This is a genomic window from Enterovirga sp. GCM10030262 (assembly GCF_042666435.1).
Classification (GTDB): Bacteria; Pseudomonadota; Alphaproteobacteria; order Sphingomonadales; family Sphingomonadaceae; genus Allosphingosinicella.
The window spans coordinates 34,387-51,929 of sequence record NZ_JBHTDC010000002.1 but is presented as its reverse complement, the minus strand read 5'-3'; the positions used below and the strand labels follow the sequence as shown (position 1 = coordinate 51,929).

The window sequence follows — 17,543 nt, the reverse complement described above, 5'->3', positions numbered from 1 at the left end:
TTCAGGGTGACGGGACCCAACTAGGCGTAGCGTTCGGCTAGCAAAGCCAGCTGGTCCGCGGGCTCATGCTCTTCATGATCGGTGAGCCGCGTCGGATAGTCGCCGGTGAAGCAGGCGTCGCAATGCTGTGGCTGGGCTTCCTCGCGCAAATCTTCGCCCAGGGCGCGATAGAGGCCGTCGATCGACAGGAAGGCCAGGCTGTCGGCGTTGATGTAATCGGCCATCTCCGCGACGTTCATCTGCGCCGCGAGCAATTTCGCCCGTTCGGGCGTGTCGACGCCGTAGAAGCAGCTATGCCGCGTCGGCGGGCTCGCGATCCGCATATGGACCTCGCGCGCGCCGGCGTCGCGCAGCATCTGGACGATCTTGAGGCTGGTCGTCCCGCGCACGATCGAATCGTCGATGAGAACGATGCTCCTGCCCTGGATGAGCGCGCTATTGGCATTGTGCTTGAGCTTGACGCCGAGATGCCGAACCTGATCGCCGGGCTGGATGAACGTCCGGCCGACGTAATGCGATCGGATGATGCCGAGCTCGAACGGTATCCCCGATTGCTGGGCGTAGCCGATCGCCGCCGGCACGCCCGAATCGGGCACCGGCACGACATAATCGGCCTCCACCGGATTCTCGATCGCCAGCTCGGCGCCGATGCGCTTGCGAACCGAATAGACCGAAGAGCCGTCGACGATGCTGTCGGGCCGCGCGAAATAGACATGCTCGAAGATGCACGGCCGGGGCCGCACGTCGGCGAACGGCCGGTGCGATTTGACGCCGCGTTCGGAGACGATGATCAATTCGCCCGGCTCGACCGAGCGTATGTAGGTCGCGCCGACCACGTCGAGCGCCACCGTCTCGGATGCGAAGATATAGGCGTCGCCGAGCCGTCCCATCACCAGAGGCCTTATGCCGAGCGGATCGCGGCAGGCGATCATGCCCTCGCTGGTCAGGCAGACGAGGCTGTAGGCGCCCTCCACATGCTTCAGCGCGTCGATGAACTTGTCGAGTAGCGTCCGGTAGGTGGAGGTCGCCACGAGGTGGATGATGACCTCGGTGTCCGATGTCGACTGGAAGATCGAGCCGCGCTGGTTGAGCTCGCGCCTGACCTTCATCGCATTGGAGATATTGCCGTTATGCGCGACCGCGAAGCCGCCGGAACTGAGCTCCGCGAACAAAGGCTGGACGTTCCTGAGCGCCGTCTCGCCGGTCGTCGAATAGCGGACATGGCCGATCGCCGCCTGGCCGGCGAGGCTGCGAATGATGTCGTCCTTGTCGAAATTGCCGGCGACATGGCCTTGGGCGCGGTGGCTGTGGAAGGCGCGGCCGTCCCAGCTGGTGATGCCCGCGGCTTCCTGGCCGCGATGCTGGAGCGCGTGCAGCCCGAGCGCCACGACCGCGGACGCGGTGTCGGCGCCCCAGATGCCGAATACGCCGCATTCCTCGCGCAATTTGTCGTCGTCGAAAGGGTGGGTGGTCAGCATCTTCTCGCCCATGCTCGCCAAGTTGCCGCGCATATAGGAGCGCGAACCGGCTTTGTCGCCCTATTGTCACAAAAAGCTTCGGAAAAGATGCGGATTTCACTAGGCTTGGGCGCAGGAACCCAGGGAGTCGGAATGAAGAAAATCCTGTTCGCGCTGGCGCTGCTGGGCGCCTGCGGCACCGGCGACGACGAGACGGGCAATGCCGTCGGCGCCGAGGCCGCGGCCGATAATGCGGTGGCGGCGGCGGTCGGCACCGCGACCCTCACCGGACTCTACGAAGGCGGCGATGCCGGCGCCACCAACCAATTGTGCATGATCGACCGGGGCACCGGCGACACCCGCTTCGGCCTCGTCGTCTGGGGCGGCAACATGCACAGCTGCTCGGGCAGCGGATCGGCGGTGCGCGAGGGCGAAACCTTGCACCTGACCATGGCCGGCGACGAGACCTGCGCGATCGAGGCCAGCATCTCCGGCGGGACGATCACCTTGCCCGCCGCCATTCCCGATGGCTGCGCTTATTATTGCGGCGCCCGCGCGACCCTCGGTGGCGCCACCTTCCAGCGCAAGGGCGCGACCGCGGAGGATGCGCTCAAGGCGAAGGACCTGGTCGGTGAGTCGCTCTGCGCGGGAATGTCGCCCACGGGCTGAACCCTCTCCCTGGAGTTGAAGAGGGGTCCGCATTGACGTTGACGTGAACGTAAAGTAGAGGTCCGGGCCATGCCTCAATCCGCCCTCCATTCCGATTTTCGCCACGCCGAGCATAGCACTCAGACCTATTCCATCACCGATCTGTGCGAGGAGTTTGGCGTCACCGCCCGCGCGATGCGCTTCTACGAGGATGAGGGGCTGATCGCGCCCCAGCGGGTCGGCCTGTCGCGCATCTACGGCTGGCGCGACCGCGCGCGGCTTGCCTGGATCCTGCGCGGCAAGAGGGTCGGCTTCAGCCTTGCCGAGATACGCGAGATGATCGATCTCTACGATCTGGGCGACGACCGCGAGGCGCAGCGCCGGGTCACCATCGAGAAATGCACGGCGCGCGTCGATCTGCTCAAGAAACAGCGCGTCGACATCGACGCCACCATCGACGAGCTCGAACGCTTCATCGACATGGTCGCCACCGCCGAGACCAGCGGCGGCAAGACGAAGTGGAACCGCGCCGACGACTGACCGACGGTCGTCCTCCCGCACAACAGGAAGTCCATCGCAATGCCGAGCTACACCGCCCCCGTCCGCGAGACACGCTACATCTTCGACCACCTCCTCGGCCTGGAGCGCTATTCGAACCTGCCCGGCTTCGAGAATGCGACGCCGGACATGGTCGAGGCGATCCTTGGGGAGGGCGCGAAGTTCGCCGAGCAGGTTCTCCAGCCGTTGAATGCGGTCGGCGACGAACATGGCTGCATTCGCCACGAAGACGGCTCGGTGACCACGCCGCCGGGCTTCAAGGACGCCTACGACCGGTTCCGTGAAGCCGGTTGGGGCACCTTGTCGGCGCCGGAGGAATTCGGGGGACAGGGTCTCCCGCACGTCCTCTCGACCGCGATCACCGAATATCTCGTCTCCGCCAACCAGGCGTTCGAAATGTATCACGGCCTTACCCAGGGCGTGATCGCCTCGCTCCTCATCAAAGGCTCGGACGAGCAGAAAGCCACATATCTGCCGAAGATGGTGTCGGGCGAATGGAGCGGCACGATGAACCTCACGGAGCCGCATTGCGGCACCGATCTCGGCCTGCTGCGCACCAAGGCGGAGGAACAGCCGGACGGCAGCTATCGGATCAGCGGCACCAAGATATTCATTTCCTCGGGCGAGCATGACCTGACCGAGAACATCATCCATCTCGTTCTCGCCAAGCGCGTAGGCGCGCCCGACAATGTGAAGGGCATCTCGCTCTTCATCGTTCCCAAATTCCTCGTCGAGGAAGACGGCTCGCTTGGGCCTCGCAACGGCGTGGTGTGCGGTTCGATCGAGGAGAAGATGGGTATCCACGGCAATTCGACCTGCCTGCTCAATTATGACGGCGCCACCGGCTGGCTGGTCGGCGAGCCGGAGAAGGGCCTGGCCGCGATGTTCATCATGATGAACGCGGCGCGGCTCGGGGTCGGCCTCCAGGGGCTCGCCCAGGGTGAGGTCGCCCGCCAGAACGCGGTCCAGTACGCCAAGGATCGCAGGCAAGGCCGCTCGCTCACCGGCGCCAAGGAGCCGGAGGAAAAGGCCGATCCGATCATCGTCCACCCGGATATCCGCCGCATGTTGATGGAGGGCAAGGCCTATAACGAGGCCGCCCGCGCGCTCATCCTGTGGGGCTCGCTCCAGGTCGATCTTGCCCGCAAGGCCCAGACCGAGGAGGAGCGGGTCGCCGCCGACGACCTCATCTCGCTGCTGACGCCGGTCATCAAGGGCTACCTCACCGACAAGGGCTATGAGGTCGCGACCAACAGCCAGCAAGTCTATGGCGGCCACGGCTATATCCGCGAATGGGGCATGGAGCAGTTCGTCCGCGATGCCCGCATCAACATGATCTACGAGGGCGCTAACGGCATCCAGGCGCTGGATCTGGTCGGAAGAAAGCTCGCGCTGAACGGCGGTCGCGCCGTCCAGGCCTATTTCAAGCTGCTCGCCGAAGAGGTCGCCGAAGCCAAGGCGAGCGAAGGCAGCGCCGCCATCGCGGCGGCGCTGGAGAAGGCGGTCGCCGACCTCCAGTCGGCGACGATGTGGTTGATGCAGAACGGCATGGCCAACCCCGACAACGCCGGCGCGGCGAGCTACAGCTACATGAACCTGATGGGCCTGGTGACCCTGGGGCTGATGTGGCTGCGCATGGCCAAGGCGTCGACCGCCGCGCTGGCCGCCGGCGCCGAGGATGCCGATTTCCACCAGGCCAAGCTCGTCACCGGCCGCTTCTACGCCGAACGCATCCTCCCCCAGGCGGGCGCCGAGCGGCGCAAGATCGAAGCCGGCGCGGAGAGCCTGATGGCCCTGCCGGCGGAGGCGTTCTGAACCGAGTCCCGGCGGCCGTCACATGCTTGCCCGCCGACGATTCCGCGCCGGTTATGTCACGGCGCCCCCGCGCGTTGCGCCTGCTCCCAGGCCAGTTCGGCCAGTCCCTCCAGCCCTGCCACCATCTTGTCGGCATGGGCGGAGGCGGCGGTGCCTTGGGCGAGGCGGCCCTTGATGCCGTGGAGGATGGCGGCGAGACGGAACATGTTGAACGCTACGTAGAAATCGAGGTCGGGGATGCCGTCGCGGCCGGTGCGGCGGCAGTAAGCGGCGACATAGTCCGTTTCGGAGGGCAGGCTGAGCGCGCGAAGGTCGATCCCGGCGAGACCCGCGGTGAGCCCGGCCGGCATCCGGTACATCATCATATGATAGGCGAAATCGGAGAGCGGGTGGCCGAGCGTCGACAACTCCCAGTCCAGCACCGCCAGCACTCGCGGCTCGGTCGGGTGGAAGATCATGTTGTCGCAGCGGAAATCGCCATGGATGATGCGCGCTTCCTCCTCGCCGGCCGGAATATGGGCGGGCAGCCACTCGACCAGCCGGTCCATCGCGGGCAGGCGGCCGGCCTCGGCGTCGCCCAGATATTGCTTCGACCAGCGGCCGATCTGGCGCTCGAAATAATTACCCGGCTTGCCATAATCGCCTAGCCCGATCGCGGTGGGGTCGATGGTGTGGAGGCGGGCGATCACGGCGTTCATCGCGTCGAAATAAGCGCGGCGTTCGGCCGCTGGAATTTCGGGCAGCGCCGCCTCCCAGAATATCCGACCCTCGACCATCTCCATCACGTAGAAGGCCGTGCCGATCACGCTCTCGTCCTCGCACAGGCCGAATGCCTCGGCGACGGGGAAGCCTGCTTTTCCCAGCGCCGAGATGACCCGATATTCGCGATCGACCGCGTGGGCGCCGGGCAGCAGCCTGCCGGGCGGCTTGCGTCTCAGCACGTAGCAGCGGTCGGGCGTGACGAGCCGGTAGGTCGGGTTGGACTGGCCGCCCTTGAACTGCTCGACCGACAGCGGCCCGGCGAAACCCGCCACTTCCTCCTCCATCCAGGTCTGGAGACCGGCGACGTCGAAGCGGTGGGCGTCCCGCACCGCGATGGTGCCGCTATTCTGCGCTTTCCGGTCCATCCCCGTCTCATTCGTCCTTTGCCGCCGTGCGGGCTTCGGGGTAACAGACAATGAGGGGGATTTCGATGGCGGCACGCGCGGGCCTTGGAGACACCGACACGGTGCCCGTCCGGATGGATCGCGCGCAATTGTTCGAGGCGGTCACCTCCGGCTGCACCGGCCTTATCTCCCGCATCGCCTTGTCCTACGAAGCCGATCCCGCGCTCCGCCGCGAGCTGGTCCAGGATATATTGCTGGCCATCTGGGTGGCGTTGCCGGCTTGGCGTGGCGACGCGGCCCTGCGTACCTTCGTCGCCAGCATCGCGCAGAAACGGTCCATTTCGCACGTGACACGGCGCGCGCGGGAACCGAGGCAGGTGGAGCTGCCGGACGACCTCCAGTCAGCCGCCCCGCCCCCCGACGAGATCGCGATGGACAAGGACATGAAGCAACAGCTTGTCGCCTCGATCCAGCTGCTCCCGATCCCGCAGCGCGAGGCGATCGTGCTGTGCTTCGAGGGGTTCAGCTACGGCGAGGTCGGCGAGATACTGGGCATCTCCACCAATGCGGCGATGCTCCGCTGCCAGCGCGCCAAGACCGCGCTTCGCGCCATCATGGAGCGAAAATCGTGAACGATCCCGATTTCGACGCGATTACGCGGCTTTGGAAGCAGGATCTGTCGGAGGAGGAGGAATATGCCTTCCGCGCGTTGGCGCGGCGAGCGAGCCTCAAGGCGCGGCTGCTTCGCTACGCCGATTTCGGCATCGCCGTCTTGCTGGTCGCCGCTGTCGTCATCTCGCTGTTCCTGAAACCCGCGCCGGCGACCCTGGCGGTGGGCATATTGGCGATAGCCGGCATCGGCTGGTCCTCGTGGCGACGTCATCGGCTCGGCCGCATGGCGGCGAGCATCGAATCCGCCGACCGGTGCGCCCTTGTCCGGGTCGCCGCGGCCAATGCCGAAACGGACCTCAGGCGCTCCACTTTCGGCCTCTGGTTCCTCTTGCCGGGCGTTCTGCTGGGCGCGTTGCTCGGTCACAGCCTCGAGCGCGAGGGGCTGGCGGGCTTCGGCGCGGCCTTCGTGGAAGGGGTGATGGACTGGCCCTGGGGCACGGGCGCCTCGATCGCCGTGATCCTCACCTTCCTTTATTTCTGGCGCGGCAACCGCAGGTTGCGACGCGAGCTCGAGCGGCTGCGCGCGCTGGAGCTGGAATATCGCGAAGAGGCCCGCCTGGACCGCGACATGGGCGGCTGAAACGCGGGGGGCGGGCCTTTTCCGCCCCACGCGATGGTAATTTTTTCATTAAGAATGCGACAGCTTTCCGCTTTTCCCGAGACTAGGTCGATCGGGGAAGGAGTGCGCGCTCGTCCGTTCGAGGGTGCGCCACCGGCAAGTCCGAAGCGCCAGAGCGCGGCGGACGAACCGGCGGAGTCATCTTCGAAAGGCGGCTTTTGGCCAAGCCGGAGCGCCCATTCCCTCACCCGTCGTACGACTGAACAGAGGGAAAAGAATAATGACCAAGATCGACATCGCCCGCATCCCCGAGCTCAAGACCAGCATCGGCATGCACGGCTCGGTGAAGCAGAAGGAGGTCGGCGGCCCGATGTGCGCCGGCATCATGCTGGGCCTCGCGATCCTGCTCCGCCACATGCCGTGAGCCGGTTGCGGCATCGCCCGCAAAGCTGATATCGGGCGGGGGCAGTCGATGCTCCCGCCCGCGTTTTTGTTGGGAGCGGATTCGAGGGTTAAATGTACATTGGCGCCGACCTGGCCGCATGGCTCGCCGATCCGGAGTGGCAGGCGTCCGGGAGCAAGACCGCCGCCAAGCTCGCGCAAGGCTGGGTCGAGCATCCTTCGGTCGAGGCGCTGAAGCGCGATCTCCAGGCGATGGAGACGAAGACGGCGCAAGGCGTGCTCGCCGCCGCCGAAGCCTTCATGGACCGCGCCGATCTCGGCGCGCTGATACGCGAGCTGATCGAGGCCGCGGCGGAAAATCCCTTCTTCCGGCCCTATTTCCTGGTGCTGGCGACCGACATCGCCGACGGGCTCGTCCTCTATGCCGATCCGCACGTGATGATCTCGCTCGGGGTCACCAGCGCCGATGCGCTGGCCGCGAAGAAGAGCGGCAAGCGAGGGCCGACCTCGATCGCCTTTACCGGGCTCACCACCGTCTTCCGCTTCCTCAAGGCGGGCGGCGCCACCCTGTCCTTCTGGGAGGCGCCGGAGATCAAAGCGGATTTCATCGGCGAGGAGGGCGGGCATTGCCGGATGACCGACCGCCGCCGGATCGAGGATGGCGAAAGCGTGCGGCTCGACGGCCGGACGCAGAGCTTCGTCATCGAGCATGCCACGTCCGACATCGTCATCCTCCAGGCGGCCGTCCAGTCGGAGAGCGCGCCGCTGACGGTCGAATATGACAGCGAGAGCCTGGCCATGGTCGGCGCCGCCAGCACCGACGAGGCGAGCTCGCGGGTGCAGATGATGGTGTCGCTGCTCAGGGTCATGGGGCGGACGGACGCGGCGCCGCTCGTCGCCCGGCTGATCGAGCGTTCGCCTTTCTATACGCGCTGGTACCTGATGCGCGAGCTGCTCGCGCTCGACGCGGAGGCGGCGCTTCCGGTGCTGGAGGCGATGGGATCCGCCGATCCCCATCCCGAGGTGCGCGCCGCGGCGGCGGAGACGCTCGCCTTGTTCTTCGGCGACGGCGCGCGCGGGGAGGCCGCCTGATGCCGCGCGTGATCCCGACCGATGAGACGGAATCGATCGAGCTCGGCGACCTTGTCGAGATGCTCGAGACCCAGCCCTTCGATCCGGCCGACGAGGAGAATTTCGCCTCCTGGGGGCCGGCGCTGAGGAAGCTCGCCAACAACCGGACATTTCTGGCCGACATCGTCGTCGAGGAATTGAAGAGCCGCTGCGAGAACCAGCTTGAATCGAACCGCTACACGCCGCAGGTGATCCTGCTCCACCGGCCGACCCGCAATTTCCTCCTCCGCGCCAACATCTGGCCGGCCATGGGCGACAGCATCGTCCGAAACAGCGGCGCCGACACCTTCTTCTACGGCAAGGCGCACGACCATAATTTCTCGTTCCTCACCGTCGGCTATCTTGGCCCCGGTTACTGGAGCGAGTATTATGAATATGATTATGAGGGGGTGATCGGCCATACCGGCGAGAAGGTGGACCTGCGCTTCGTCGAGAAATCGAAGCTCGATGAAGGCAAGGTGATGCTCTACCGCATCCACCGCGACGTCCACCTCCAGCTCCCGGCCGACGAAATGTCCGTCTCGCTCAACATCCTGGAGCATGGCACGCGCAACCACTTCCTCGATCAATATGCGTTCGACATCGGAAAATCGGAGGTGTCGGAGATACTGACCCACACCGCCATCGAGCCTTTGCTGTCGCTGTCCGCGCATTATGGCGGCGACGAGGGGCGGGCGCTGATCGAGGATTTCGCAGGCCGGCACCCAAGCGATCGCATCCGCTTTCATGCGCTCAAGGTCGGCGCCGCCGCGGCCGGCGGCATCGACGAGCGGATCGCGCTCTACGAACGCGCCGCGCGCGGCGGCAATCGCTTCGTCAGCGCGATGGCGAAGCGCGAAGCCGAAACGCTGGACCGCGCCCGCGCCTGGCTGGACGGCGCGCACCTTAGAGCGTGAGGCGAGCACGCTCATCCGCTCATCCTGAGGAGCCGTTGAGCCTGGCGAAACGGCGTCTCGAAGGACGCGCGCCGGGTCCTTCGAGATGGGACTTCGCCAAGCTCAGTCCCTCCTCAGGATGAGCGGATTGAAAATGGCTTCGCTCTAAGCCCGCGGCCTAGCCTCCTTCAGCGCCAGCCGATGGGCGTGGAGGAGGGGCTCGGTATAGCCCGAGGGCTGCGATTCCCCCTGGAAGATGAGCGCCGAGGCCGCCTGGAATGCGGTGCTGGCAAGGTCCGGCGCCATCGGGCGGTAGGAGGGATCGCCCGCATTCTGGCGGTCGACCACGCCGGCCATCCGCTCCAGCGCCGCCGCCACCTCCTCCCGCGACACCACGCCGTGGCGCAGCCAGTTGGCGATGTGCTGGCTGGAAATGCGGCAGGTGGCGCGATCCTCCATCAATCCGACATCGTGGATGTCCAGTACCTTGGAGCAGCCCACCCCCTGGTCGATCCAGCGGACGACATAGCCGAGGATGCCCTGGACGTTATTGTCCAGCTCCTCGCGCACCTCCTGCTCGGTCCAGTCACGGCCGGCGGCGACGGGGATGGTGAGGATGTCGCGCAGCTTGGCCGGCGCGCGTCCCGCCAGCTCGCGCTGGCGCACGGCGACATCGACGCGATGATAATGGATGGCGTGGAGAGTTGCGGCGGTGGGGGAGGGCACCCAGGCGGTGTTCGCGCCCGCTTGCGGGTGGCCGATCTTCTGCTCGACCATGTCGGCCATCCGGTCGGGCATCGCCCACATGCCCTTGCCGATCTGCGCCCGGCCGGGAAAGCCGCAGGCGAGGCCGATGTCGACATTATTGTCCTCATAGGCCCGAAGCCAGGCCGCGCTCTTCATGTCGCCCTTGCGGATCACCGGCCCCAATTTCATGGCCGTGTGGATTTCGTCGCCGGTGCGGTCGAGGAAGCCGGTGTTGATGAAGACAACCCGGTCCCTGACGGCGTGGATCACGGCGGCGAGGTTGACGCTTGTGCGACGCTCCTCGTCCATGACGCCGATCTTGATCGTGTGGCGGGGGAGGCCGAGCAGATCCTCCGTGCGGTCGAACAGCTGGTTGGAGAAGGCCGCTTCGTCCGGCCCGTGCATCTTGGGCTTCACGATATAGATCGAGCCGGCGGGGCTGTTCGCACGAGCGCCACGCACATCGTGGAGCGCGATCAGCGAGGTCAGCACGGCGTCGGCAAGCCCTTCCTGGACCTCCTCGCCGTCGAGACGCATCATCGGGTTGGTCATCAGATGCCCGACATTGCGGATGAACAGGAGCGAGCGGCCCTTGAGAGTTAGCGTGCCGTCGGGGGCGCTATAGTCGCGATCCGGCTCCGCGCGCCGCTCGACAACCTTGCCGCCCTTGTGGAAGCGAGCGGTCAGGGTGCCCTTCATCAGGCCCAGCCAATTGCGATAGACGTCTATCTTCTCTTCCGCATCGACGGCGGCGACGCTGTCCTCGCAGTCCATTATGGCGGTGATCGCGCTTTCCAGGAGGATGTCGGCGATACCGGCCTTGTCTTCCTGTCCGATCGGGTGGGCATGGTCGATCCGGAGCTCGACGTGAAGCTTGTTGTGGCGGAGCAGGATCGCCTCCTCGCCACGCCAGCCGGCGAGCAAGGCCGCATCGACGAGGCCGCCCTGGTCGGTGGCAAGCACGCCGTCCTCGATCCGGTAGGACGTCACGTCGGCATGGCTCCCGCCCACGAGCGGCGCGATCTCGTCGAGGAAGCGCCGGCCCCAGGCGACGACCCGGCCGCCGCGTTCCGGGTCATAGCCGCCTCCGGCGGGGAGGTCGCCAAGCGCGTCGGTGCCGTAGAGCGCGTCGTAGAGGCTTCCCCAGCGCGCGTTGAGCGCGTTGAGGGCGTAGCGGGCATTGTTGACCGGAACGACCAGTTGCGGCCCGGCGATGGTCGATATCTCCGGATCGACATTTTCGGTGCCGATGGCGAAGGGCGGCGGCGGATCGACGAGATAGCTGATCTCGCGCAGGAACGCCTCTTCCTCGGCCGGATCGGGCGCGCGGCCGTCCAGGCTCTCGTTGCGGGCGTCGATCGCCGCCTGCAAGCGCTCGCGCTGGCGCAGGAGGCGCCGATTTTCGGGCGTCAGATCGCGAAGGAGGGTGGAGTAGCCCCGCCAGAAGTCGGCCGCCTCGATGCCGGTGCCCGGCAGCGCCTCATCCTCGACGAAGGCGCGTAGCGCCTTGCCCACCTCGATGCCGGAGATCAGATCGTAATGCGCCACGGCTCGCCCCCTCGGTCACGGTCGCATCGACCTATGTTCGCCCGCGGGCGTCGCTTGCAATGAAAAAGGGAGGAAGCGCGGGTGCGCTCCCTCCCTTCGTTCCCAGCCGACGCTCTTTAGAAGCGGAAGCCGACGGTCGCGGCGACCTGGTGGCGCTCGAAGCCGCCCTCATAGTTCGAGTAGCGATATTCGGTGCCGACATAGCTGTTCGCGCCCAGCGCGAACTGGCCGCCCACGCCGGCGCGGATGCCGTCGCCATTGGCGGCGTCGCTCTCGGTCACGCCGCCGATGGTGGCGCGCGCCTTGATGCGGGCGTTGGTGTAGCCGAGCTTGCCGTAAAGGTTGAAGCTCTCGGAGACGGCGGCGGTGACGCGGCCGCCCACATAGAGGTCACGTCCGACCGAAACCTCGGCGCTGTCGGCGCCATCGGTGAATTCGATGTCGGTGGTGGCGTCGGTCACTTCGGCGTCGATGCCGATCGAAGCGGTCGGAGCGAGCGCGAAATCGTAGCCGACGCCGACGCCGTACAGCACGCCGCCAGTATCGCCTTCGCCGAGCGGACCGAGGTCGGCATTGACATTGTCATAGCCGACGAGCGCTTCGACGCGGCCGCCGGAGACGGGTGCGGCGAAAGCCGGGGCGGCGAGGGCGGTGGTGGCAAGCGCGAACGCAACAAAACGGAGCTTCATGATGGTCCTTTCTGGTGTAGTGTTGAAGCGACACACCCATAGGGCCTGAATTATGGCGGCTCTGTGGCCGAATGACTTCGTTATTGTGGCGGTGCAGCAATACTCCATCCCTTGGGAATCCGAAGAATTTATTCAAGTCATGGCCAGTGTTGCGGCGGTGCAACACGCCCTCCAGCCGCCTCGCCATTCGCGCTCCAACCTGCTATGGGCGCCGCGAAACCGAGATTTCGTGGATCCCTCACATGCTGAACCGACCGACCGGCCGTCCCGACCGGCGCACCTTCGCCATCATCTCGCATCCGGATGCGGGCAAGACGACGCTGACCGAGAAATTGCTCCTCTTCGGCGGTGCGATACACTTGGCGGGCGAGGTCAAGGCGCGCGGGGCGAACCGGCGCGCGCGGTCCGACTGGATGAAGATCGAGCAGCAGCGCGGCATTTCCGTGACCAGCTCGGTGATGACCTTCGAGCACAAGGGCGTGACCTACAATCTGCTCGACACGCCGGGCCACGAGGATTTCTCGGAAGATACCTATCGGACGCTTACCGCCGTCGACAGCGCGGTGATGGTGATCGACGCCGCGCGGGGCATAGAGACGCAGACGCGCAAGCTGTTCGAGGTATGCCGTTTGCGCAACGTGCCCATCATCACCTTCGTCAACAAGGTGGATCGCGAGGGCAAGGCGCCGTTCGAATTGCTCGACGAGATCGCCGACGTGCTCGCGCTCGACGTGGCGCCGATGAGCTGGCCGGTGGGCATGGGCGGCGAGTTCGAGGGGGTTTACGACCTCGTGGCCAACCGACTGCATCGGCCGGCGAAGAATGACGGCGGTCATTTCGAGGGCGACAGCGTCCAGTTCACCGGCATGGACGATCCGAGGCTCGCCGCCACCGTCTCCGTCGAGGGACTCGCCAGGCTGCGCGAGGAGGCTTCGCTGGCGGTGGCGGCTTATCCGTCCTTCGATTCGGCGGCCTATCTCAATGGCGACCTCACGCCCGTTTATTTCGGATCGGCGCTGAAGGAGTTCGGTGTCGCCGAACTGATCGCCGCGCTCGGCGAACATGCGCCATCGCCACTGCCGCAGCCGACGACGGCGGGGCCGGTCGATCCCGATCATGACGCGGTCTCCGGCTTCATCTTCAAGGTCCAGGCCAACATGAACCCGCAGCATCGCGATCGCGTCGCCTTCATGCGGCTCTGCTCGGGCCGGTTCAAGCGGGGGATGAAGCTGCTCCAGCCGTCGACCGGCAAGTCGATCGCGGTGCACAGCCCGATCCTGTTCTTTGCCCAGAATCGCGAGCTGGCGGACGAGGCTTTCCCCGGCGACATCATCGGCATTCCCAATCACGGGACGCTGAGGGTCGGCGATACCCTGACCGAGGACGCGGCGATCAGCTTCACCGGCCTGCCCAATTTCGCGCCCGAAATTTTGCGCCGCGTCGTGCTGGTCGATCCGACCAAGACCAAGCAATTACGAAAAGCGCTCGACGACATGGCGGAGGAGGGGGTGACCCAGGTCTTCTACCCTTCGATCGGCGCCAACTGGATCGTCGGCGTGGTCGGGCAGCTCCAGCTCGAGGTGCTCATCTCCCGGCTCGAGGTCGAATATAAGGTGGACGCGCGGTTCGAGCCTTCGCCGTGGGACACGGCCCGCTGGATCGCGGCCGACGACCCGGCCGACCTCAAGGCGTTCGGCGATACGCACAAAAGCGCCGTCGCCACCGACCGCGACGGCGCGCCGGTGTTCATGGCCAAGGATCTGTGGGAACTGAATTTCCACGAACAGCGCAATCCGAAGGTGCGGTTCACGGCGACCAAGGAAAGGACGTGATCGTCACCCCGGCGAAGGCCGGGGTCTCATGGGGACCCGCCGTGACTTCTTGTCCTGAGATCCCGGCCTTCGCCGGGATGACGACATGAGCAACAATGCATCTCACTATGACGCGATCGTCCTCGGCGCCGGCGGCGCGGGGCTGATGTGCGCGAGTGTCGCCGCCCAGCGCGGGCGGCGGGTGTTGCTGATCGATCATGCCGACCAGGCGGGGAAGAAGATCCTGATCTCGGGCGGCGGACGGTGCAATTTCACCAACATCGACACCGCGCCCGACCGCTATCTCTCCGCCAACCCGCATTTCGCCAAGTCGGCGCTGAGCCGCTACACGCCCGCCGACTTCATCGCCCTGGTCGACCGCCACCGCATCGCCTGGCACGAAAAGACCCTGGGCCAGCTCTTCTGCGACGGCTCGGCGCGGCAAATCGTCCATATGCTGATGGAGGAATGCGCGAAAGGCGCGGTCCGCATCTCGCTCGGCCGGCCGATACGCGAAGTGGATCATGCTGACGGGCGCTTTACCATCCGCTACGGCGACGAAACCGCCACCGCCGCCGCTCTGGTGATGGCCACCGGTGGACCTTCCATCCCCAAAATGGGCGCGACCGGCTTCGCTTATGATCTGGCGCGCAGGTTCGGACTGAAGGTCGTCGAGCCGCGCCCGGCTCTGGTGCCGCTGACCTTGGGCGGCGACGAAATCCTGTTCCGCGAGCTCTCCGGCGTCGCCGCCGACGTGGTGGCGCGTTGCGGCAAGGCCGCGTTTCGCGAAGCCGCCTTGTTCACACATCGCGGACTCTCCGGCCCCGCCATATTGCAAATCTCCTCCTACTGGCGGCACGGGGAGGAGATCGGCATCGACTTCCTGCCTTCATGCGGGCGCAATTGGCTCCTAGAGGCCAAGCGCGCGCGGCCCCGGTCGCATTTTCATACTATTGTCGGCGAAGCGCTGCCGGCCCGGCTGGCGGAGGCGTTGACCAAGAAGCTCGGCCTCTGGGGCGAGCTGGCCAATATGCCGGACCTGAAGCTGGGCGAAGCGGAAAGGCGCCTCGGCGACTGGCGCTTCAGCCCCAACGGCACCGAAGGCTTCGCCAAGGCCGAAGTGACGGCGGGCGGCATCAGCACCGCGGAGCTTTCGTCGCAGACCATGGAAGCGAAGACGGTGCCGGGCCTTTATGCGATCGGCGAGGGGGTCGACGTCACCGGCTGGCTCGGCGGTTACAATTTCCAATGGGCCTGGGCCAGCGGATGGGCCGCCGGTCAGGTTCTTTAGCTTTCCCCTTGTCGCTGCGGCGGCGCATAATATCTGGAACGTCATGCCATTCACTTCACTGCCGCCGATGCTCGGCGAAGCCCTTGCCGCCCGCGGCTATTCCGCGCCCACGCCCGTCCAGGCCGCCGTGCTGGAGGCGGAGGCCGAAGGGCGCGACCTCATCGTCTCGGCGCAGACCGGATCGGGCAAGACCGTCGCCTTCGGCCTCGCCATGGCGCCGCAGCTGATCGAGCCCAATAGCGAGATGCCCTATATCCGCGAGCCGCTCGCTTTGGTCATCGCCCCGACCCGCGAGCTCGCGCTCCAGGTCAGCCGCGAGCTGATCTGGCTCTACGGCAAGGCCGGCGCCCGCATCGCCACCTGCGTCGGCGGCATGGACGCCTCGAAGGAGCGCCGGGCGCTGGGCCAGGGCGCGCACATCGTCGTGGGAACGCCCGGCCGCCTGCGCGACCATCTCGAACGCGGTGCGCTCGACCTCTCCAGCCTCCGCGTCGCCGTCCTCGACGAGGCCGATGAGATGCTCGACATGGGCTTCCGCGAGGACCTGGAGGAGATACTCGACGCGACGCCGCAGGAGCGGCGGACGCTCCTTTTCTCCGCGACGATGCCAAAGCCGATCGTTGCTTTGGCGCGGCGCTACCAGAAGGATGCCTTGCGCATCTCCACGGTCGGCGAGGATCGCGGCCATGGCGATATCAGCTACCAGGCGATGACGGTCGCTCCGGCCGACATCGAGAATGCGGTGGTCAACCTGCTCCGCCTGCACGAGGCGGAGTCCGCTTTGCTTTTCTGCGCCACGCGCGACAATGTGCGGCGGCTCCATTCGAGCCTGACCGAGCGCGGCTTCAGCGCCGTCGCCCTCTCCGGCGAGCATAGCCAGAACGAGCGCAATCAGGCGCTGCAAGCGTTGCGCGACGGCCGCGCCCGGGTGCTGGTCGCGACCGACGTGGCCGCGCGCGGCATCGATCTTCCCAATCTCAGCCTGGTCGTCCATGTCGAGCTGCCGCGCGACGCCGAGACCCTCCAGCACCGTTCCGGGCGTACCGGCCGCGCGGGGCGCAAGGGCACCGCCATCCTCGTCGTCCCCTATCCGCGCCGCAAGCGGGTGGAATCGGTGCTGCGAGGGGCACGGATCAACGCCGAGTGGATCACGCCGCCGACGCCCGAGGATATCCGCCGCAACGACCATCAGCGGCTGCTCGCGGCCTTGCTGGAGCCGGTCGAAATCGACGATGAGGATCGGGCGCTTGCCCAGCGGCTGCTGGAACAAAAGTCTCCCGAAGAGATCGCCGCCGCCCTCGTCCGCGCCCATCGCGCGCGCATGCCGGCGCCCGAGGAGATGGTCGATCAAGGTCCGGGCGAACGCCCCCAGCAGGCCGGCCCGCGCCAGGGCTTCGAGGACACGATCTGGTTCCGGATGGACATCGGCCGGCGCCACAATGCCGATCCGCGCTGGATCCTGCCTCTGCTCTGCCGGCGCGGCCACATCACCAAGAACGAGATCGGCGCCATCCGCATCGCCGCCAGCGAGACGATGTTCGAAATCCCCCGCGCCGTGGCCGGCAAGTTCGCCGCCGCGCTGAAGCGGACCGAGGGCGGCGACCCCGAAGGCGAGGGCGGAGTCCGGATCGAGCCGGTGCAGGGCAAGCCGCGCGACGCAGCGCGGCAGAACAGGCGCGCCGGCCCGCCGCCTCCGCGGCACAAGGCCAAGCCCGCTTATCGGGCGAAGCCGCACCGCCCGCGGTGAGCGGGAAGCCCCGCATCCTCGTCGATGCCGACGCCTGTCCCGTCAAGGACGAGATCTACAAGGTCGCGTGGCGGCACGAGGTGCCGGTCGCGATCGTCAGCAACAGCTATTTGCGGGTGCCGGACCATCCGCTGATCGAGCGGATCGTCGTCGGCGCGGGCTTCGACGCGGCCGACGACCGGATCGCCGAGGAGGCCGGCGCGAACCATGTGGTGGTGACCGGCGACATCCTTCTCGCCGATCGCTGCCTCAAGGCCGGGGCGACCGTGATCGCGCCGACGGGGAAGCCCTTCACCGCCAACTCGATCGGTGCCGCCATCGCCACTCGCGCGATCATGGCCGACCTTCGCGCAGGCGCGGGCGAGGGAATCGGTGGTCCCGCTCCCTTCGCCAGGGCCGATCGCTCGCGCTTCCTGTCCGCGCTCGACGAGGCATTGGTACGGCTGAAACGCGGCTGAGACGAACCGTTAGACGCCCCAATCGGGCG

General features: G+C 66.4%; 16 protein-coding genes. 12 read left to right on the top strand and 4 right to left on the bottom strand.

Annotation, left to right across the window (positions count from 1 at the left end; genetic code table 11):
* Positions 1-20: 20 nt before the first annotated feature.
* Positions 21-1,511, bottom strand: a complete 1,491-nt coding sequence (gene purF / locus ACFQRC_RS09415; RefSeq protein WP_379960527.1) for an amidophosphoribosyltransferase — start codon at positions 1,509-1,511, stop codon at positions 21-23.
* A gap of 99 nt (positions 1,512-1,610) precedes the next feature.
* Between purF and ACFQRC_RS09410 the strand changes: the two genes are divergently transcribed.
* The 3 genes from ACFQRC_RS09410 (at position 1,611) to ACFQRC_RS09400 (ending at position 4,478) form a co-directional block, all read left to right on the top strand.
* Positions 1,611-2,126, top strand: coding sequence for a hypothetical protein (locus ACFQRC_RS09410; protein ID WP_379960526.1), 516 nt, complete (start codon positions 1,611-1,613; stop codon positions 2,124-2,126).
* 69 nt (positions 2,127-2,195) lie between these two features.
* On the top strand, positions 2,196-2,645 hold the full coding sequence (locus tag ACFQRC_RS09405) for a MerR family DNA-binding transcriptional regulator (RefSeq protein ID WP_379960525.1): 450 nt from the start codon (positions 2,196-2,198) through the stop codon (positions 2,643-2,645).
* 39 nt (positions 2,646-2,684) lie between these two features.
* On the top strand, positions 2,685-4,478 hold the full coding sequence (locus ACFQRC_RS09400) for an acyl-CoA dehydrogenase C-terminal domain-containing protein (RefSeq protein WP_379960523.1): 1,794 nt from the start codon (positions 2,685-2,687) through the stop codon (positions 4,476-4,478).
* Between the two features lie 56 nt (positions 4,479-4,534).
* Here ACFQRC_RS09400 and ACFQRC_RS09395 read toward each other — a convergent pair whose 3' ends face one another.
* Positions 4,535-5,605, bottom strand: a complete 1,071-nt coding sequence (locus ACFQRC_RS09395; RefSeq protein ID WP_379960521.1) for a phosphotransferase — start codon at positions 5,603-5,605, stop codon at positions 4,535-4,537.
* 65 nt (positions 5,606-5,670) lie between these two features.
* Between ACFQRC_RS09395 and ACFQRC_RS09390 the strand changes: the two genes are divergently transcribed.
* From ACFQRC_RS09390 to ACFQRC_RS09370, 5 genes are all read left to right on the top strand, one after another.
* On the top strand, positions 5,671-6,216 hold the full coding sequence (locus tag ACFQRC_RS09390) for an RNA polymerase sigma factor (RefSeq protein WP_379960519.1): 546 nt from the start codon (positions 5,671-5,673) through the stop codon (positions 6,214-6,216).
* Complete coding sequence (locus tag ACFQRC_RS09385) at positions 6,213-6,836, top strand: hypothetical protein (RefSeq protein ID WP_379960517.1); 624 nt, start codon at positions 6,213-6,215, stop codon at positions 6,834-6,836. The genes ACFQRC_RS09390 and ACFQRC_RS09385 overlap by 4 nt, the downstream gene beginning before the upstream one ends.
* 259 nt (positions 6,837-7,095) lie before the next feature.
* Entirely contained in the window at positions 7,096-7,239 is a 144-nt protein-coding gene (locus ACFQRC_RS09380; protein WP_379960515.1) for a hypothetical protein, read from the top strand.
* Between the two features lie 92 nt (positions 7,240-7,331).
* Positions 7,332-8,309, top strand: a complete 978-nt coding sequence (locus tag ACFQRC_RS09375) for a hypothetical protein (protein ID WP_379960513.1) — start codon at positions 7,332-7,334, stop codon at positions 8,307-8,309.
* A complete protein-coding gene (locus tag ACFQRC_RS09370) occupies positions 8,309-9,244 on the top strand; it encodes a hypothetical protein (protein WP_379960511.1) in 936 nt (311 codons plus the stop codon). The genes ACFQRC_RS09375 and ACFQRC_RS09370 overlap by 1 nt, the downstream gene beginning before the upstream one ends.
* Positions 9,245-9,388: 144 nt before the next feature.
* Here ACFQRC_RS09370 and ACFQRC_RS09365 read toward each other — a convergent pair whose 3' ends face one another.
* Both ACFQRC_RS09365 and ACFQRC_RS09360 read right to left on the bottom strand, forming a co-directional pair.
* Complete coding sequence (locus tag ACFQRC_RS09365; protein ID WP_379960509.1) at positions 9,389-11,518, bottom strand: malate synthase G; 2,130 nt, start codon at positions 11,516-11,518, stop codon at positions 9,389-9,391.
* Positions 11,519-11,634: 116 nt separating this feature from the next.
* Positions 11,635-12,207 carry an outer membrane protein gene (locus ACFQRC_RS09360; RefSeq protein ID WP_379960507.1) on the bottom strand — a complete coding sequence of 191 codons (573 nt, stop codon included), beginning with the start codon at positions 12,205-12,207 and terminating at the stop codon, positions 11,635-11,637.
* Between the two features lie 242 nt (positions 12,208-12,449).
* Here ACFQRC_RS09360 and ACFQRC_RS09355 point away from each other — a divergent pair, with 242 nt between their 5' ends.
* The 4 genes from ACFQRC_RS09355 to ACFQRC_RS09340 all read left to right on the top strand — a co-directional run bounded on the left by ACFQRC_RS09355 (position 12,450) and on the right by ACFQRC_RS09340 (position 17,514).
* On the top strand, positions 12,450-14,039 hold the full coding sequence (locus tag ACFQRC_RS09355) for a peptide chain release factor 3 (RefSeq protein WP_379960505.1): 1,590 nt from the start codon (positions 12,450-12,452) through the stop codon (positions 14,037-14,039).
* Between the two features lie 85 nt (positions 14,040-14,124).
* Positions 14,125-15,309 carry an NAD(P)/FAD-dependent oxidoreductase gene (locus ACFQRC_RS09350; RefSeq protein WP_379960503.1) on the top strand — a complete coding sequence of 395 codons (1,185 nt, stop codon included), beginning with the start codon at positions 14,125-14,127 and terminating at the stop codon, positions 15,307-15,309.
* A 43-nt stretch (positions 15,310-15,352) separates the two neighbouring features.
* Positions 15,353-17,056 (top strand): DEAD/DEAH box helicase, encoded by a 1,704-nt coding sequence (locus tag ACFQRC_RS09345; RefSeq protein WP_379960501.1) that lies wholly within the window; start codon positions 15,353-15,355, stop codon positions 17,054-17,056.
* Positions 17,053-17,514 (top strand): YaiI/YqxD family protein, encoded by a 462-nt coding sequence (locus ACFQRC_RS09340; RefSeq protein WP_379960499.1) that lies wholly within the window; start codon positions 17,053-17,055, stop codon positions 17,512-17,514. The genes ACFQRC_RS09345 and ACFQRC_RS09340 overlap by 4 nt, the downstream gene beginning before the upstream one ends.
* Positions 17,515-17,543: the final 29 nt, after the last annotated feature.

Bases quoted from the DNA above. Each gene is read 5' to 3' on its own strand.
- ACFQRC_RS09355 (WP_379960505.1), top strand. From the start codon at position 12,450: ATGCTGAACCGACCGACCGGCCGTCCCGACCGGCGCACCTTCGCCATC.
- purF (WP_379960527.1), bottom strand. From the start codon at position 1,511: ATGCGCGGCAACTTGGCGAGCATGGGCGAGAAGATGCTGACCACCCAC.
- ACFQRC_RS09400 (WP_379960523.1), top strand. From the start codon at position 2,685: ATGCCGAGCTACACCGCCCCCGTCCGCGAGACACGCTACATCTTCGAC.
- ACFQRC_RS09390 (WP_379960519.1), top strand. From the start codon at position 5,671: ATGGCGGCACGCGCGGGCCTTGGAGACACCGACACGGTGCCCGTCCGG.
- ACFQRC_RS09405 (WP_379960525.1), top strand. From the start codon at position 2,196: ATGCCTCAATCCGCCCTCCATTCCGATTTTCGCCACGCCGAGCATAGC.
- ACFQRC_RS09395 (WP_379960521.1), bottom strand. From the start codon at position 5,605: ATGGACCGGAAAGCGCAGAATAGCGGCACCATCGCGGTGCGGGACGCC.
- ACFQRC_RS09360 (WP_379960507.1), bottom strand. From the start codon at position 12,207: ATGAAGCTCCGTTTTGTTGCGTTCGCGCTTGCCACCACCGCCCTCGCC.
- ACFQRC_RS09375 (WP_379960513.1), top strand. From the start codon at position 7,332: ATGTACATTGGCGCCGACCTGGCCGCATGGCTCGCCGATCCGGAGTGG.
- ACFQRC_RS09345 (WP_379960501.1), top strand. From the start codon at position 15,353: ATGCCATTCACTTCACTGCCGCCGATGCTCGGCGAAGCCCTTGCCGCC.
- ACFQRC_RS09380 (WP_379960515.1), top strand. From the start codon at position 7,096: ATGACCAAGATCGACATCGCCCGCATCCCCGAGCTCAAGACCAGCATC.
- ACFQRC_RS09370 (WP_379960511.1), top strand. From the start codon at position 8,309: ATGCCGCGCGTGATCCCGACCGATGAGACGGAATCGATCGAGCTCGGC.
- ACFQRC_RS09410 (WP_379960526.1), top strand. From the start codon at position 1,611: ATGAAGAAAATCCTGTTCGCGCTGGCGCTGCTGGGCGCCTGCGGCACC.
- ACFQRC_RS09350 (WP_379960503.1), top strand. From the start codon at position 14,125: ATGAGCAACAATGCATCTCACTATGACGCGATCGTCCTCGGCGCCGGC.